The sequence below is a fragment of the [Erwinia] mediterraneensis genome (genome assembly GCF_900604315.1).
GTDB lineage: Bacteria > Pseudomonadota > Gammaproteobacteria > Enterobacterales > Enterobacteriaceae > Pantoea > Pantoea mediterraneensis_A.
This window is the reverse complement of record NZ_LR026978.1, coordinates 3,628,582-3,644,919: the sequence shown is the minus strand read 5'-3', so window position 1 is coordinate 3,644,919 and position 16,338 is coordinate 3,628,582. Positions and strand designations below refer to the sequence as shown.

The window sequence follows — 16,338 nt, the reverse complement described above, 5'->3', positions numbered from 1 at the left end:
CAGTAAAAAAGGCCAACAATGCGATAGCATTAACAATAATGCGCACCGTATCGTTTGACGTTTAAAAATGGCTTGCCAATAATTTGCGAATATGTGATAACAATTCGTGGGTTAAACGAGGTACAGTTCTGTGTATGTATGGCATCTTCAGTAAAGAAGTTACGAGTAAAAACGTGAACGTTGAATACCGCTTCCTTGCCGAACCTTAAATTAGTGCCTCATTCAGTAACGTCTCTGGTTTCTCTGTAAGTCAGCCTCCGGGCAATATAAACACTCTAAGGAATTTGCAAAATGGCAAAGATTAAAGGTCAGGTTAAGTGGTTCAACGAGTCTAAAGGCTTTGGTTTTATTACTCCTGCTGATGGCAGCAAAGACGTGTTCGTACACTTCTCTGCAATCCAGGGTAACGGCTTTAAAACCCTGGCCGAAGGTCAGAGCGTAGAGTTCGAAATTCAGGATGGCCAGAAAGGCCCGGCAGCGGTTAACGTTGTAGCTATCTGATTTCGTCTCCTGTCAGGGTGCTATGCACCACTGAAACGAATCCTAAAGCCCCGGTCATCTGACCGGGGCTTTTTCTTTGCGCTTTCTGTGCCTGGCAGAACAGGGTAAACTGCGGCGCGTTTTTCTCCCGGGAGCTTAGTATGTGTTTGATCTGTCCGCTGTGTCAGCAGCCGCTACTGCTGCAGCACGCCAGCTGGCGCTGCCATAATCATCATCAGTTTGACCAGGCGAAAGAAGGTTATGTCAATCTGATGCCCGTTCAGCACAAAGGTTCACGTGAGCCCGGCGACAGTGCAGAGATGATGCAGGCACGGCGTGCCTTTCTGGATGCCGGACACTATCAGCCGTTACAGCAGAAGGTTGCGAGCTGGCTTCAGCAGTTGCTGCCTGCAGCGGAGCCGCAGCTGCTGGATATCGGTTGCGGTGAAGGTTATTACACGGCTGCGGTTGCAGAGGCGCTGCGCGGGCGCGAAGGCGCACAGGTGTATGGTCTGGATGTGGCCAAAGTGGCGATACGCGCTGCCGCAAAACGTTATCGCGACATTCAATTCTGCGTCGCCTCCAGCAACCGCTTGCCGTTTGCCGACGCCTCGCTGGACGCGGTACTGCGTATTTATGCGCCCTGTAACGAGGAAGAGCTGAAACGCGTGGTAAAACCGGGGGGCTATCTGCTCACGGTGACGCCCGGCCCACATCATCTGCAGCAGTTTAAGGCGCTTATCTATCGGGACGTCCGCCTGCATAGCGCCGAAGAGAAAACCTACGCAGGCTTCCGGCGTGGCGACCAGCAGGCTATACGCTACGAGATGGCGCTGTCCGGCGCAGAAGCGGCCACGCTGCTGCAGATGACGCCCTTTGCCTGGCGGGCACGGGAAATGGTCTGGCAGCAACTGGAGAGTGTGGATCTTTTCCTCTGCGAGGCGGACTTCTGTCTGACCCTCTGGCAGCGTGATTAGCGGATTTCCACCAGGGTGTGATAAATACGTTCCAGATCGTCAAGCTGGCGTACGGCTATCAGCAACCGGCGCTGCTCCAGCTGCACCAGCAAAATGCCATCTTCAGACAGATTCATGCTCTGGATGCGGTGATAAGCGATCCAGGCATTGGCATAAAACATCCCCTGATCCTTGAGCAGCAGTCTGGGGCGTCGGATCCAGAACAGCCAGACGGCAAGAAAGGTGAGGACCAGCAGCAGCGTGGTGGTAAGTTGCGGCCCCTGATGACGAAGATTATTCCCCAGCAGGATCACCAGCAGCGCGATAAAAATCAGGCTATCGAGTTTGTTGCCTCTTTTCAGCACAACCAGCAAACGCGTGGGGCCTTTGCGCTGCGGCATAATCACTTCATCATAGAAGGCATAGGCCGCCAGCAGCACGATAAACAGCAGAATAATCATTTCAGTCAGCGACATCTTTTTTCCTCAGCGCGGTTTCTTTCGCAGAGAGCCTGAGTAGCGCGGGTAAAGCCGGGAGACGATCTCCCGGCCAGCCTTTTACAGCCCCAGCACGCCAAGCCAGTAGCCGACAATACCAATCACAAAGAAGCCGACGATAATCCACAGCGCATTAACCTTACGGCGTAACAGCCACATACAGGCGAAGGTCAGCAGCAGCGGCACGATACCGGGCATCAGCTGATCGAGAATGGTCTGTACCGTGGTCACCGTGGTTTTCCCGGTGGGATCGGTGATGCGTGACACCACCAGCGGTATATTGACGTGCGTCCACTTGTTAACCAGCGCCCCCATCACAAACAGCCCCAGGATGGAGGCGGCCTCGGTGAGTTTCTGCAGAAAACCGCCCCCCATATCGCTGACGATATCGACGCCTTTACGGTAGCCGTAAGCGACGCCGTAGTAGCGGGTGAGTAAGCGGGCAATGTTAAACAGGATAAAGAAAAGCAGGGGACCGAGCAGGCTGCCGCTCATGGCAATCCCGGCGCCCAGCGCAGCAAACACCGGACGTAACGTTCCCCAGTAGATAGGATCGCCCACGCCCGCCAGCGGCCCCATCAGACCCACTTTGATACCGTTGATCGCCCCGTCATCAATAGGCGCGCCGTTAGCGCGTTGCTCCTCCATGGCAATGGTCACGCCTAATACGGGAGCCGCCACAAAAGGTTGGGTGTTGAAAAACTCCAGATGACGGCGGATGGCCTGCTTACGCTCCTCGTTATTTTCCGGATAAAGACGACGGATAACGGGCACCATGGAGAAACAGAAACCCAGCGCCTGCATGCGTTCAAAGTTCCATGAACCCTGAAACAGATTGGAGCGTATAAACACACCGCGAAGATCGCCCGGTGTGACTTTTCTGGAAGAGCCGGTAGTATCAACCATATTGTCACCTGTTCCTTAATCGAGTTCGTTATCGAGATCGTTATTCGACCGGCCAGCTGCCGGGTCACCCGCGACACGGTTATATTTGGGGCTGAGCTGAATGTAGAGCACTGCCATCACCACGCCAATCACCCCCAGCGCCACCAGGTTGAAATCGGTGAACGCGGCGGTAACAAAGCCAAGGTAGAAGAAAGGCATCAGATAGCCGGCACGCATCATGTTAATCACCATGGCGTAACCGACTACCACGATCATGCCGCCAGCAATATTCAGACCGTTGGTAACCACTTCCGGAATCGAGTTGAGCAGATTATGCACGGCCTCCGTGCCCACGGAGATCGCGACGATTAGCGCCGGAATGGCGACACGCATCGCCTGCAGCACCAGCGCCGAGACATGAATCCATGAGATGGCCGTCAGGTTGCCCTTATCCGCCGCCTTATCCGCCGCATGCTGAAAGGCCACGGTAATGGTACGCACGATAATGGTCAGCACCTGGCCGGCAGCCGCCAGCGGTATTGCCAGCGCAATACCGGCCCCGATGTTCTGCCCACCGGCAATAACCAGAATGGTCGAGATAATCGAGGCGAGGGCAGCATCCGGCGCCACCGCGGCCCCGATATTCATCCAGCCCAGGGCGATCATCTCCAGCGTTCCGCCGATGATAATCCCGGTTTTCATATCACCCAGCACCGCGCCCACCAGCGTACAGGCAACCAGGGGACGGTGAAACTGGAACTCATCGAGTATCGAACCCATACCGGCAATACAGGCCACAATAAATAACAGTACAATTTGAAGCGTGGTTATCTCCATTGCACTTCTCCTCACAAAGTAGCGGAAATTTACCCGTCCAGACGGGCGAATGCGTTGGCTGTCAGGTATTCACTTTCGCGATCAGATCCATCATTTTTAATTTGGGATCGTTGGAAACCTTACGCACCTCCAGTTCGATTCCGCGCTCGTTCAGTTTGCGGAAGGCCTGAATATCTTTGGCATCGACCGATACCGCGTTGTTGACCTGCGTTTTCCCCTGGCGGTATGCCATGCCGCCAATATTCACCGACTTAATCTCCACACCCTGTTCGACGATACGCAGCACATCGGTGGGATTGGTGAACAGCAGCATCACCCGGTCCTGACCATATTTGGGGTTATTCCAGACGCGCACCATCTTATCGACATCGACCACATGGGCCGTGACGCCCGGCGGCGCGACCTGAGTGAGCAGGGTTTTACGCATCTGATCCGCCGCCACTTCATCACTGACCACGATAATGCGCGAAACGTTAGTCTCTTTAGTCCAGCGGGTAGCGACCTGGCCATGGATCAGACGGTCATCGATACGCGCCAGGCCGATTTTCATATGCTCGCCAGGGACAAGGGGTTGTTGAGGGGCGGCGGGGGCCGGTTTGCTGCGGGCGGCAGGTTTGGGCATCTCGGTTTTCAGCGCCTTCACGCCTTCCTGGCCGGTTTCGATCGCCAGCGCAACCAGTTCCGTAAAGGAGGGATTATCATCTCTGGCCATCAGCGTTTCGACCAGCATGGGAATGTTGACCCCGGCGACGACATCATAATTTTCTTTTTCTGCCACTACGCGGCTGGCAGCGTTAAACGGGCTTCCGCCCCAGGTATCCACCAGAAAGAGCACCCCTTGTGAGGTATCCAGTTCCTTCAGGCGCGCCTGGTATTTTTCGATAAGGGTTTCTGCATTTTCTCCCGGCACGAAATCGATCCATGCGACATTTTCCTGCTCACCTAACAGCATTTCTGCTGTTTTAAGCAGTTGTTCTGCCGCCCAGCCATGTGTACCTATGACAAGAGCAATGGTCACCTGCTACCTCCAGTCGCATCATGATCTTAAACAGGACGCTAAGATCGGTGAAAGTTATTGTTGTTACCTGAACGGATATGACAAAACGACAATACACAGTAGTTTCATTGGCAAACAGTCAACGGGCGAAAGGTTCGGATTTATTTTAGTAAGTAAAAAAATATTTTATGTGACATTGCTCTGTTATTGAGTGTATCGCTGCGCATCGGTATGGCCGATAGCGCTGAAACGCCGGCAAGCTATTTGTAAATATAAGAAAGTTTTTTGACGCCGCTGTTACAACTGCTACAGTAATCCTCTGTTTATTATTCAGGAGTAGCGGGCCCCAGCCCACCCTATGGATCGTCACCGACGTTGCTTTCACTTTTCCCTGCGCCAGCTGGCGCGTGCTGTTATCCCTTTCTGCGTGTTATTTCCTGTTCCGCTTGTCCGGTTGTCAGGCCGCCCTGTATGGGTGCGGTATCCTGCAGCCTGCCGCTGGTTAAGGAGTCATTAATGGAATTCCTTCTCGACCCCTCAATATGGGCGGGTTTATTAACCCTTATCGTGCTGGAAATCGTACTGGGTATCGATAACCTGGTGTTTATTGCCATTCTGGCTGACAAACTGCCGCCGAAACAGCGTGATAAAGCGCGCCTGATTGGGCTTTCACTGGCGCTGGTGATGCGTCTGGGACTGCTCTCCTTAATCTCCTGGCTGGTCACCCTGACGCGACCCTTATTCAGCCCAGGCGATTTTAGCTTTTCCGGTCGGGATCTGATTCTGCTGGTGGGCGGGGTGTTCCTGCTGTTTAAAGCCACCATGGAGCTGCATGAGCGGCTGGAGAACCGGCCGCTGGAGCATCAGGGTAATAAAAACTACGCCAGCTTCTGGGCCGTGGTGATTCAGATTGTGGTGCTGGATGCGGTCTTTTCGCTGGATGCGGTGATTACCGCCGTGGGGATGGTGAATAACCTGCCGGTGATGATGACTGCAGTGGTCATTGCCATGGGCGTGATGTTGCTGGCGTCCAAACCGCTGACGAGTTTTGTTAATGCGCATCCTACCGTCGTGGTGCTTTGTCTCAGCTTCCTGCTGATGATCGGTCTGAGTCTGGTAGCAGAGGGCTTTGGCTTTCATATTCCCAAAGGTTATCTCTACGCAGCCATTGGTTTCTCGATCGTTATCGAGCTGTTTAACCAGATTGCGCGCCGTAATTTTATCCGCCATCAGTCACGTCGTCCGATGCGTGAGCGTACCGCAGAAGCGATCCTGCGCCTGATGGGCGGCCGCCAGCGTAACGTTTCGGCCAGCAGTGAAGATAACGCGCTGACGGAAGTGATGCCGCAGGAGACCTTTAAGGATGAAGAGCGTTATATGATCAACGGCGTACTGACGCTGGCATCCCGCTCTATTCGCAGCATTATGACGCCACGTGGTGAAATTTCCTGGGTCGACGCAGAACGCCCGCAGGATGAGATCCGTATGCAGCTGCTGGATACGCCGCACAGCCTGTTCCCGGTGTGTCGCGGCGAGCTGGATGAAGTCATTGGCGTGGTGCGGGCCAAGGAGCTGCTGGTTGCGCTGGATCAGGGCAAGGATGTCGCGACTTATGCCGCCGCAATGCCGGCGATTATCGTGCCGGAAACCCTGGATCCGATTAACCTGCTGGGGGTATTGCGCCGGGCAAAAGGCAGCTTTGTGATTGTCACCAATGAGTTTGGCGTGGTGCAGGGGCTGATTACCCCGCTTGATGTGCTGGAAGCGATTGCCGGTGAGTTCCCGGATGAAGACGAAACGCCCGATATCGTTGCTGATGGCGATGGCTGGCTGGTGAAAGGCGGCACCGATTTGCACTCGCTGCAGCAGCTGCTGGATTATCATGAGCTGGTGAAACCGGAAGATGACCACGCTTCGCTGGCGGGGCTGTTAATTGCGCAGAAAGGCATACTGCCGCAGCCGGGTGAAATCATCGATATGCCGCCGCTGCATTTCCATATCGTCGAGGCGACTGATTATCGTATTGACCTCGTGCGGGTGACCAAAGATCAACCGCATAATGAGGATGAAGAGTAATCCCCGAAACGGCGCTACGGCGCCGTTTTTTATACCTCACTGGCTTGCTGATACTGCTTTAGCCAGCCGGGAAAATCTTCCAGCGGCATCGGCCGGGCGTAGAAGTAGCCCTGCAGATGATCAACACCGCGCTGACGCAGATACTCCGCCTGTTTCGCCGTTTCTACCCCCTCTGCCACCAGACCGATATTTAACCGTTGCGCCAGTGAAATCACCATATCGGTGACGGTGGCGTTAATCGCATCGGTGCCAATCGCCGCAGTAAAAATCTTATCAATTTTCAGCACATCAGGCCGTAAATCTTTCAGATAGGAGAGCGAACTGTGGCCGGTACCGAAATCATCAATGGCCAGGCGGACACCAATATCATGCAGCTGCGTCACCACCTTTTGATCAATCACCGGCAGCGCATCGCGTTCTGTCAGTTCGACCACCAGTCCGGGCTGCGGATTGGCGGGCCACCACAGGCGTTGCAGATCGTGCACAATCGCCCGCTCGTGAAAATGGCTGGCGGCAACGTTCAACGATATATGAAATCCGGCACAACGCGGCAGGTCAGGCAACTGCTGGACGGCGCGTCTGATCACAAAACGCGTTAACGGCACAATCAGGTTATGCCGCTCCGCAAGCGGAATAAAAACGTCGGGCGACACCCAGCCCTGACGCGGATTATACCAGCGCAGCAGCAGTTCGATGCCATCGCACTGGCCACTTCGGGCGTTGATCAACGGCTGACAGTAAACCATAAATTCATTGGCGCTGATGCCGTAACTGATTTGCCAGAAGAGGCTCATACGGTTGGCGGTCGCCAGCCAGACGATATAACCCACCAGCAGGCTTAACAACAGCCCCAGAGGCAGCTGCGCAGGTAAGGCGGTCAGTGCCAGGCTGATCGAAGAGGGACCATACAGCGTGATGGAGTAGGGATAACGTAATGAAGTCTGATGATAACGGACCTGGTTCTCTGCGGGGAAAGTTGGTTCAATCAGGGGGTTGCCATATTCCAGACTTTTATCGCCGACATTCAGCACCGCACGCTCGACCCAGGGCAACTGCGGCTCCAGCAGGTAATTACTCATCAGTTCGATATTCAACACCTGCAGAATACCAGCGCGATTATCCTCGCTTTTCGCTGTCCAGAGCAGCAGTATCGGCGATCCTTTGAGCAGAAAATCATCGCTGGTGAGCAGCATGCGCTGGTTATCGCGCGCCAGTGTCGGATAGCGCTGACTGAAAGGGATCGCCCGATCGCCATAGAGACTGGAGCAGTACAGGGTATCCTGATTGACCAGCATAATGGCGCGCACAGTTTGCAGCGCAGACACTTTTTCAATGATCGGATAACGGATGTGCGGGCAGGGCAAGCCCACCATAGGCAGCATTGTGTTGGCGGCGACATCCAGCGGAGAGAGCATGCGATCAAAGCGCTGGATAGCATTACTGGCAAAATTCAGCGACTGTTGTTCCACACGCGCTTTTTCTTCTATAAAGCGAAAGGCCAGAGTAATAATCAGAACCAGTAAGGCGATCATTAATGCAATAAACAAACGTTTGCGGCGAAACTGTCCAACAAATTGCTGGGCACTTTGCATCAGTAACCACCTTCCATAGATAAAAATAACAGCAGGCTAACGGGGGTGTTATCGGCATCCCGCCTGTTGGGTTTAGCCGTAGTTAATCAGTGGTTCTGCGCAGGCGCTGCTGGATGACAGCGCCATGCGTACTGATCTCATGCTGAAAAAGAAAAGCGGATTCTGCACGCCGCAGCCGGGGAAAATCGACTGGGGCGGGTGACAGTGTCACTAATCGCACTGCACTTTGATCGCCAGGCCACCGCGTGACGTTTCGCGGTATTTCGCATTCATGTCTTTGCCCGTTTCGTACATGGTTTCAATCACTTTATCCAGCGACACGCGCGGCTCGCTGGTGCGGCGCAGCGCCATGCGCGCGGAGTTGATCGCTTTTACCGAGGCGATAGCATTACGTTCAATACAGGGCACCTGCACCTGACCCGCCACCGGATCACAGGTCAGCCCCAGATTATGCTCCATCCCGATTTCTGCCGCTACGCAAACTTGCTCCGGGCTGCCGCCGAGCAGTTCCGCCAGGCCGGCGGCCGCCATAGAGCAGGCGACGCCCACTTCGCCCTGACAGCCCACTTCTGCGCCAGAAATCGAGGCGTTCATTTTATACAGCACGCCGATGGCCCCGCAGGCAAGGAAGTAACGCACGTAGATATCGGGAGTCACTTTTTCAATAAAGTGATCGTAATAGGCCAGCACGGCCGGAACAATACCGCAGGCGCCATTGGTGGGCGCGGTCACCACGCGTCCGCCAGCGGCATTTTCCTCGTTCACCGCGAGGGCATACATATTGACCCAGTCGATTACGTTCATCGGATCGTTGGAGTGTTTCGATGAGGAAACCAGCAGCCGACGCAGCGACGCAGCGCGGCGCGGGACACGCAGCGGGCCGGGCAGCACGCCTTCGGTGTTGAGGCCACGATCGATACAGGCTTGCATGGTGTGCCAGACGTGGCCAAAGTAATCGTAAATTTCCTGACGCGAATGCAGAGCCAGCTCATTTTGCATCACCAGCCCGGAGAGCGACATACCAGTCTCGTGGCAATGCGCCAGCAGCGCTTTTGCTGAATGAAACGGCCAGGGCACTTTCACTTCATCCAGGGTGGACTGACCGAAATGTTCTTCATCTACAATAAAGCCACCACCAATGGAGAACCAGGTTTTGCTCATGATCACCTGATCGCCGGCAAAGGCGGTGATACGCATCCCGTTTTCATGCAGCGACAGGGTTTCGCTGCGGAAAATCATACCGCCCTCACGCGGGAAATCGACTTCATGCGTGCCGTTGGCGATCAACAGACGCTGACGCTGTTCAACGTCTTTAATAAAAGCGGGGATAGCATCGATATCCACCGTATCGGGTGCCGCACCAGCCAGTCCCATAATAATGGCGATATCGGTATGGTGGCCTTTTCCGGTTAGTGACAGCGATCCATAGACATCGACTGCAATGCGCGTCACGTCCTGCACTTTTCCCTGTTCAGTGAGCAGGTCGACAAACCGCTTGCCCGCTTTCATGGGCCCGACGGTATGGGAACTTGATGGGCCAATTCCCACTTTGAACATGTCAAAAACGCTAATCACAGTGACACTCCTCACAATAATACGTGTGTACTGCAGCCGCAGTAATGGCGCTAATAGTAAACGTACGCACAGGGAAAAGATGACCTTTTCACATGAAATAAACTAATTTCGGGTAATAGAAATTATTATCCTGGAAAGGTAAACCCGCACGTTGCGGAACAAGACTGATCACGCGCAAACGTTGCGTTAACTTTCCATGTCCGTCAGTGCTATCTGGTGACTCAGGGCCCGGATAATCCCGGCAGTCATGCCCCAGACAAAATAATCCTGATACCAGGATAACCAGACCTGATGGGTGCGGCCCCGACGATGAATATTGAGCGGTACATAGCGGCTCAGCTGTAATGCTTCGGCAAGCGGCATTTCAAACGCGCTCTCTACCTCGGCAGGATTCAGACGTAAAGGGAGATCGGGCGGAATAATGCCCACCACCGGCGTCACCTGAAAACCGGTGCTGCTGGTCACTGCAGGCAGCGAGCCAATCACGCGCACCTGCTGGGCGCTGATGCCGACTTCCTCTTCCGCTTCACGCAGCGCGGTAGCGATCAGGGAAACATCATCCGCATCCTGCATACCGCCGGGAAAAGCGACCTGGCCGGCGTGTTTACGTAACCGGGCCGAGCGGCGCGTCAGTAGCAGGCCCGGTTGTTGCCGTGCTACCAGCGGCACCAGCACCGCGGCATGGCGTCCGGCGGGCAGCGGCGACGCATCCTGATGGGGCATCTGCAGCACAAAGCGGCTGAGAAAACTATCCAGCGTCAGGGAAGAGAGGGTCACAGGAGACTCCAGAGAGACAGGGCAGAATACGCTGTAATTTATGCAGGGTTTCCTGATATTCCGCAGCCACATCACTGTCGGCCACGAGACCACCTCCTGCAGCACAGTAAAGCTGCTGATTTTCAGCAATCAGCGTACGAATCGTAATACTGGTATCCATGCGGCCGCACAGGCTGAGGTAGCCGATACTGCCGCACCAGGCATTACGGCGATGCGGTTCCAGCTCTTCAATAATTTCCATCGCACGAATCTTCGGCGCGCCGGTGATTGAGCCACCGGGGAAACAGGCGCGCAGCAGGTCGCTGGCGTGCAAATCTGCCGGTAACCGGGCGCGTACCGTGCTGACCAGATGATGCACGGCGGGAAAAGGCTCCACCACAAACAGCTCCGGCACCGAAACCGATCCGGGGAGAGCGACACGGCCAATATCATTACGCAACAGATCCACAATCATCAGATTCTCGGCGCGATCTTTCTCCGAGGCAGCCAGCTTTTCTGCCTGTCGCGCATCGGCGCAGGCGTCATCGAGGCGCGGCAGAGTGCCCTTAATAGGGCGGGTTTCAATCACGCCCTGTTCCAGTTTCAGAAAACGCTCGGGCGACAGACTCAGAATGACGCTGTCGGGCAGGCGCAAAAACGCACTGAAGGGTGCCCGATTGGCGCTGTTCAGCGCGCAGAACGCCTGCCACTCATCGCCCTGATAACTGGCCTGAAAACGCTGAGCAAGATTCACCTGGTAACAGTCGCCCGCCTGAATATAGGCCTGCACGGCGGCAAAGCGTCTGGCATAGTCGTCATAGCTGAGATTTGAGCGCCAGTCACTGGTGAGGCGGAAGCGTTCCGGCTGGCGCTCCGGCCAGCTTGTCAGCCAGCGCAGTCTGTCCTGCACATCCGCGTGGGCGACCAGCGTCAGGCGCTGCAGATGATGATCGGCGATCAACGCCCAGTCAAAAATGCCGACAGCCATATCCGGCGTCTGCAAATCGGCGCTGGCGCGGACCGGCAGCTTTTCGAAACGTCGTCCGAGGTCATAGCCAAACAGACCCAGCGCACCGCCCTGAAAAGGCAGGTCGGGATGTGCTGTCGCCATTTCTCCCAAAGCTGTACACTGCTGCTGCACCAGGGTGAGGGGATCCGCCGCGCTTTCGGTGACACCGTCACTTGTACTGACCACTGTGATCTCGCCGCGGGTTACCAGGGTTGCGCGCGGATCGGCAGTAAGGATATCAAAGCGATTATCCGCATGATCGGCCGCACCCGACGAGAGCAGCATTGCCCAGGGCAGATGGGCAATACGTGAGAAATGATGCGTCAGGGCATCAGGCGTGTAGGCTAAGTTCAGAGTCTTCGGGATCATAGCTGTCAAAAATAAAAATCAGGGGAAACAGCCTGCCATATTTTTTTGCTGCTGGCACCTGGTAACGCCTCATGAAATAATAGCTTTTTGCCATTCAGGAGGAACATATGATTACAGGTTTACCCGCGCTTTCTCATGAAGAGCAACAGCAGGCCGTAGAACGCATCCATGCGCTGATGGCGGAAGGGATGTCCAGCGGCCAGGCGATCGCCCAGGTGGCGCAGGAGATTCGCCAGAACTATAAAGGCGCTCCGGTTCCGATGCGCTTTGATGAGGAAGATGAAGAGGAGTAGCGCGCCCCGCTGACAACGCTCGCTGCGGCAATGGCGCGCCCGTCAGGTTACATTGCCGCGACGATTTTAATTTCCACTTTATATTTCGGATTCATCAACCCCGCCTGTACGGTACAGCGCACCGGGGCATTACCGGGAGAAACCCAGGCGTCCCAGGCGCGGTTCATCGCCGCAAAGTCCGCTTTATCCACCAGAAAAATGGTGGCGTCGAGAATTTTACTTTTGTCTGAGCCGACACGCGTTAACAGCGCATCAATCACCGCCAGCGCATTAGCAGTTTGCGCTTCCGCATCCTCATCCAGATTTTCCGGCACGCTGGTGTAGTAAACAGTGTTGTTGTGGATCACCGCTTCTGACATACGGTGCTCGGGATCAATACGTGTAATAGTCATTGTTTTCTCCTTTAACGACGCGGGCGCTAGCCTGGCACAGTTACCACCGACCTGTCATCTGTTGCGGCGCTGGCAGGTTTAACAGCTTTGCTGTCAGCGCCACCTTGTTGCTGAAGTTTTTCCAGATTTAGTGCCGTCGTCGCAACCGGGAAACTAGCGACTCAGTAACTTGTTGCCATAGCGGTAAATAAAGAATTTTTCTTTTTTGGTTATTGTATCGATGTTTGTCGTGCTTTCATGTTCAGCGATTAATTTTCTCAAATCAAAACCCTCTTCGCTGAGTTTTTGATGCTTCTGGATGAAACTTTCAAGATAACGGGCATGCTTGTGATTTTTAAGTACCTTAGCGACCTGAACCAGAGCAGTGATAAGCTGGTCTTTTTTAAAGCCCGCGTTCAGAACAGGTTCCACAGACTTTTCTAATATTCCAGTCCATACCGTTGTTCTGAGCAGCTCTGTTGCACTGTCTTCATAATGATAGGCGGTTAAAATATCTTTCAGAAATTTTATGTCTTCGTCTGCCCAGTGTTGTTCGTCGCGTATTTTGGCATTGAGTGAATATAAATACGAGCTTGCCTCCTGCAATACGCTGTACTTGAGGCTTTCCACATTAATCTGGTACTTCCCGGCGACCTCCTGCCAGTTAACCGGGACCGGATTTTCAAGATTGTCCGACTTATTTGTCACTAGGCTCGGGGTGTCCCGTCGCCAGTTAGAAACTATTGCATCGCTACAAGTTAAATGTCGGGGATTATTAGAGAGAATACTCTTTTTAGCGGCGTCTATAATATCATCAATATCATCTTTAATCTTACCTGCCGGAACATCAAACGCTTTGGCGATTTCACAACGGTTTTTAGCGTCATTTTCCTCAATACGCTTGCGGGCCTGGTCGACGGAAAATTTTTGCAGAACATCCTGGTGATTTTGTTCATTGAGGTCGTATTTGTTGGCAACCTGCTTCCAGGTTTCACCGTTAGCAATATCTTCCAGGGCCCGCGCAATAATAAAGTTTTCAATCTCCCGTTGATAAACTTTATTTTTAATAGGCAGTCTGCTGGAGACCTGCTTCCAGTTTTCGCCCTGAGACACACGGATAATAGCTTCTGCAAAACGTAAAGTATCATCACATGTTATACTGCTGGCATGACCATTCCTGTCCATAAAGCTTTTGATATTCTCTGTAAAGAGGGAATTGCCAGCATGATTAATTACTGAGATCGTAGTAACGCCCAGAGGTTTTTCTGGAACAGCGCTTTCAACGTTTTCAGTCTGTGTGGATGCATTAATACATTGGGTTTCAGAAATTTTTGTCATTGGCATGCTAATCTCCTTTTTATAACATTCTGGCATTCTTTAAAATTTGCTGTTTCAATAAAACGCTCAGGTTTTTCATCTGTGTCTTTTTTTGTGGATTAGCTTATGGTCAAGCAGAGTGCGCTTATCCGGATATCTCTGAAGATGTTTTATAAAGAAATGTACCGTATCAACAATAATTACCCGGGTACGGGTTTTTATAAATATAACTTTTAATATTAAAAAACATGACCAGCATCTTTCATCCGTTAATTTCACTCAGGGAAAAGGCGGGGCTTTCCTCTGTAACCATGAAATGTCATTTAACCGCATGAAGGGTTTTGCTCCCTCCCGCTGATACTGACATAATCCCCCCTGTTTTTGCCCGGTTGAGAGAGGATGTGTGGCGGACGATTTTGCAACAGATGGCGCGCTGGCGCAGGCGATCCCTGGCTTCAGGCCGCGCGCAGCGCAGCAGGAGATGGCCACAGCGGTTACGCAAACGGTGAAAGAGGGCGGTGAACTGATCGTCGAAGCTGGCACCGGCACCGGCAAAACCTATGCCTACCTGGCACCCGCACTGCGTGCCGGAAAAAAAGTGATCATTTCCACCGGTTCCAAAGCGCTGCAGGATCAGCTCTACAACCGCGATCTGCCGGGCGTCGCGCGCGCCCTGACCTTTAGTGGCAAAACCGCGCTGCTGAAAGGGCGTTCCAACTATCTCTGTCTGGAGCGCATGGAGCAGCAGACCATGGCCGGAGGTGATCTCAGCGCTCAGGCGCTGGGCGATCTGGTCACGCTGCGCGCCTGGTGTTCGGAAACTGTCGACGGCGATATCAGCAGTTGCAGCGGCGTGGCTGAAGACAGTCCCATCTGGCCGCTGGTCACCAGCACCAATGACAACTGCCTGGGCAGCGACTGTCCGTTGTACAAAGAGTGCTTTGTGGTAAAAGCGCGCAAACGGGCGATGGAAGCGGATGTGGTGGTGGTTAACCATCATCTGTTTCTTGCTGACCTGGTGGTGAAAGAGATCGGTTTCGCCGAACTGATCCCGGAGGCGGAGGTGATGATCTTCGACGAAGCGCATCAGATCCCCGATATCGCCAGCCAGTATTTCGGTCAGCAACTCTCCAGCCGCCAGCTGCAGGATCTCGCTAAAGATATCATTATCGCTTACCGCACCGAGGTGCGGGACGTCCAGCAGCTGCAGAAATCAGCGGACAGGCTGGCGCAGTGCGCACAGGATTTCCGTCTGGCGCTGGGCGAACCCGGTTTTCGCGGTAATCTGCGCGATCTGCTGAGCGATCCAAACGTGATGCGCATGCTGACGCTGCTGGATGATGCGCTGGAGCTCTGTTACGACGTGATCAAGCTGTCGCTCGGGCGCTCCGCGCTGCTGGATGCTGCCTTTGAGCGCGCGGCGCTCTACCGCAGCCGTCTCAGGCGCTTACGCACCATTGATGAGCCGGGCTTCAGTTACTGGTATGAATGCAGCGCGCGTCATTTTACTCTCGCGCTGACGCCGTTATCCGTGGCGGAGCGTTTTCGTGAAGTCATGGATAACCGTAAAGCGGCGTGGATTTTTACCTCCGCCACCCTGGCGGTTAACGAGCAACTGGGGCATTTTGCCGAGCGGCTGGGCCTCAGCCAGGCTAAAAGTCTGATTCTGAACAGCCCGTTTGATTATGCGCAGCAGGCATTGCTCTGCGTGCCGCGCAATCTGCCCGAGCCGAACCGGCCCGGTGGCGCGCGTCAGCTGGCGCGGATGATGAAGCCGTTGATCGAGGCGAATAAAGGGCGCTGCTTCTTTCTCTGTACCTCGCACGCCATGATGCGTGAACTGGCGATTGAGTTTCGCGCCTCAATGACGCTGCCAGTGCTGCTGCAGGGCGAAACCAGTAAGGGACAGCTGTTAAAGCAGTTTATCGACGCCGGTAACGCCTTGCTGGTCGCGACCAGCAGCTTCTGGGAAGGGGTAGATGTGCGCGGCGATGCGCTCTCGCTGGTGATTATCGACAAGTTGCCGTTTACCTCGCCGGAAGATCCGCTGTTGAAGGCGCGCATGGAAGATTGCCGTCTGCGCGGCGGCGATCCCTTTAACGATGTGCAGCTGCCGGACGCGGTGATTACCCTGAAGCAGGGCGTCGGGCGTCTGATTCGTGACGTTGAGGATCGCGGTGTGCTGGTAATCTGCGATCAGCGGCTGGTATCCCGCCCCTACGGCGCGCTCTTTTTAAACAGCCTGCCACCGACGCCGCGTACACGTGATTTGACGCGTGCGGTGCAATTTATCCGTGCCGACAGGGCTCAGTAATTTGTACCAGTCTG

General features: G+C 54.2%; 16 protein-coding genes. 6 read left to right on the top strand and 10 right to left on the bottom strand.

Annotated elements, in window-relative coordinates; genetic code table 11:
- Positions 1-134: 134 nt before the first annotated feature.
- From E0E17_RS17165 to rlmA, 3 genes are all read left to right on the top strand, one after another.
- Positions 135-209: a DUF2627 domain-containing protein gene (locus E0E17_RS17165; RefSeq protein ID WP_130835596.1), complete on the top strand. Its 75-nt coding sequence runs from the start codon at positions 135-137 to the stop codon at positions 207-209.
- An 82-nt stretch (positions 210-291) separates the two neighbouring features.
- Positions 292-501, top strand: a complete 210-nt coding sequence (gene cspE, locus E0E17_RS17160; protein WP_130835208.1) for a transcription antiterminator/RNA stability regulator CspE — start codon at positions 292-294, stop codon at positions 499-501.
- Positions 502-641: 140 nt separating this feature from the next.
- A complete protein-coding gene (rlmA, locus tag E0E17_RS17155) occupies positions 642-1,457 on the top strand; it encodes a 23S rRNA (guanine(745)-N(1))-methyltransferase (RefSeq protein WP_130835207.1) in 816 nt (271 codons plus the stop codon).
- Here rlmA and E0E17_RS17150 read toward each other — a convergent pair.
- The 4 genes from E0E17_RS17150 to manX all read right to left on the bottom strand — a co-directional run bounded on the left by E0E17_RS17150 (position 1,454) and on the right by manX (position 4,673).
- Positions 1,454-1,912 (bottom strand): DUF986 family protein, encoded by a 459-nt coding sequence (locus tag E0E17_RS17150; RefSeq protein WP_130835206.1) that lies wholly within the window; start codon positions 1,910-1,912, stop codon positions 1,454-1,456. The genes rlmA and E0E17_RS17150 overlap by 4 nt on opposite strands.
- Positions 1,913-1,993: 81 nt before the next feature.
- Complete coding sequence (locus tag E0E17_RS17145) at positions 1,994-2,839, bottom strand: PTS mannose transporter subunit IID (protein ID WP_130835205.1); 846 nt, start codon at positions 2,837-2,839, stop codon at positions 1,994-1,996.
- Between the two features lie 15 nt (positions 2,840-2,854).
- On the bottom strand, positions 2,855-3,655 hold the full coding sequence (locus E0E17_RS17140) for a PTS mannose/fructose/sorbose transporter subunit IIC (RefSeq protein ID WP_130835204.1): 801 nt from the start codon (positions 3,653-3,655) through the stop codon (positions 2,855-2,857).
- 61 nt (positions 3,656-3,716) lie between these two features.
- Complete coding sequence (manX, locus tag E0E17_RS17135; protein ID WP_130835203.1) at positions 3,717-4,673, bottom strand: PTS mannose transporter subunit IIAB; 957 nt, start codon at positions 4,671-4,673, stop codon at positions 3,717-3,719.
- 495 nt (positions 4,674-5,168) lie between these two features.
- On the opposite strand from manX, the gene E0E17_RS17130 reads away from it, so the two are divergent.
- The gene (locus tag E0E17_RS17130) at positions 5,169-6,728 is read left to right on the top strand and encodes a TerC family protein (RefSeq protein ID WP_130835202.1); all 1,560 of its coding nucleotides are present in this window, start codon (positions 5,169-5,171) and stop codon (positions 6,726-6,728) included.
- 29 nt (positions 6,729-6,757) lie between these two features.
- Here the strand turns inward: E0E17_RS17130 and pdeD are convergent, their stop codons facing one another.
- The 4 genes from pdeD to pabB all read right to left on the bottom strand — a co-directional run bounded on the left by pdeD (position 6,758) and on the right by pabB (position 12,029).
- A complete protein-coding gene (gene pdeD, locus E0E17_RS17125) occupies positions 6,758-8,320 on the bottom strand; it encodes a cyclic di-3',5'-guanosine monophosphate phosphodiesterase PdeD (RefSeq protein ID WP_130835201.1) in 1,563 nt (520 codons plus the stop codon).
- Between the two features lie 210 nt (positions 8,321-8,530).
- Positions 8,531-9,895, bottom strand: coding sequence for an L-serine ammonia-lyase (locus tag E0E17_RS17120; RefSeq protein ID WP_130835200.1), 1,365 nt, complete (start codon positions 9,893-9,895; stop codon positions 8,531-8,533).
- Between the two features lie 186 nt (positions 9,896-10,081).
- Complete coding sequence (locus E0E17_RS17115; RefSeq protein ID WP_237680836.1) at positions 10,082-10,618, bottom strand: CoA pyrophosphatase; 537 nt, start codon at positions 10,616-10,618, stop codon at positions 10,082-10,084.
- 25 nt (positions 10,619-10,643) lie between these two features.
- Positions 10,644-12,029, bottom strand: coding sequence for an aminodeoxychorismate synthase component 1 (gene pabB / locus E0E17_RS17110; protein ID WP_130835198.1), 1,386 nt, complete (start codon positions 12,027-12,029; stop codon positions 10,644-10,646).
- Between the two features lie 107 nt (positions 12,030-12,136).
- On the opposite strand from pabB, the gene E0E17_RS17105 reads away from it, so the two are divergent.
- Positions 12,137-12,322 (top strand): YoaH family protein, encoded by a 186-nt coding sequence (locus tag E0E17_RS17105; protein WP_130835197.1) that lies wholly within the window; start codon positions 12,137-12,139, stop codon positions 12,320-12,322.
- A gap of 47 nt (positions 12,323-12,369) precedes the next feature.
- Here the strand turns inward: E0E17_RS17105 and E0E17_RS17100 are convergent, their stop codons facing one another.
- Together E0E17_RS17100 and E0E17_RS17095 are read right to left on the bottom strand one after the other, a co-directional pair.
- Positions 12,370-12,714, bottom strand: a complete 345-nt coding sequence (locus tag E0E17_RS17100) for a RidA family protein (RefSeq protein ID WP_130835196.1) — start codon at positions 12,712-12,714, stop codon at positions 12,370-12,372.
- A 153-nt stretch (positions 12,715-12,867) separates the two neighbouring features.
- Entirely contained in the window at positions 12,868-14,037 is a 1,170-nt protein-coding gene (locus tag E0E17_RS17095; protein WP_130835195.1) for a hypothetical protein, read from the bottom strand.
- A 376-nt stretch (positions 14,038-14,413) separates the two neighbouring features.
- On the opposite strand from E0E17_RS17095, the gene yoaA reads away from it, so the two are divergent.
- Positions 14,414-16,324, top strand: a complete 1,911-nt coding sequence (yoaA, locus tag E0E17_RS17090; protein ID WP_130835194.1) for a DNA repair helicase YoaA — start codon at positions 14,414-14,416, stop codon at positions 16,322-16,324.
- Positions 16,325-16,338 lie beyond the last annotated feature (14 nt).

Bases quoted from the DNA above. Each gene is read 5' to 3' on its own strand.
- cspE (WP_130835208.1), top strand. From the start codon at position 292: ATGGCAAAGATTAAAGGTCAGGTTAAGTGGTTCAACGAGTCTAAAGGC.
- rlmA (WP_130835207.1), top strand. From the start codon at position 642: ATGTGTTTGATCTGTCCGCTGTGTCAGCAGCCGCTACTGCTGCAGCAC.
- E0E17_RS17150 (WP_130835206.1), bottom strand. From the start codon at position 1,912: ATGTCGCTGACTGAAATGATTATTCTGCTGTTTATCGTGCTGCTGGCG.
- E0E17_RS17145 (WP_130835205.1), bottom strand. From the start codon at position 2,839: ATGGTTGATACTACCGGCTCTTCCAGAAAAGTCACACCGGGCGATCTT.
- E0E17_RS17140 (WP_130835204.1), bottom strand. From the start codon at position 3,655: ATGGAGATAACCACGCTTCAAATTGTACTGTTATTTATTGTGGCCTGT.
- E0E17_RS17130 (WP_130835202.1), top strand. From the start codon at position 5,169: ATGGAATTCCTTCTCGACCCCTCAATATGGGCGGGTTTATTAACCCTT.
- pdeD (WP_130835201.1), bottom strand. From the start codon at position 8,320: ATGCAAAGTGCCCAGCAATTTGTTGGACAGTTTCGCCGCAAACGTTTG.
- E0E17_RS17115 (WP_237680836.1), bottom strand. From the start codon at position 10,618: ATGCCCCATCAGGATGCGTCGCCGCTGCCCGCCGGACGCCATGCCGCG.
- pabB (WP_130835198.1), bottom strand. From the start codon at position 12,029: ATGATCCCGAAGACTCTGAACTTAGCCTACACGCCTGATGCCCTGACG.
- E0E17_RS17105 (WP_130835197.1), top strand. From the start codon at position 12,137: ATGATTACAGGTTTACCCGCGCTTTCTCATGAAGAGCAACAGCAGGCC.
- E0E17_RS17100 (WP_130835196.1), bottom strand. From the start codon at position 12,714: ATGACTATTACACGTATTGATCCCGAGCACCGTATGTCAGAAGCGGTG.
- E0E17_RS17095 (WP_130835195.1), bottom strand. From the start codon at position 14,037: ATGCCAATGACAAAAATTTCTGAAACCCAATGTATTAATGCATCCACA.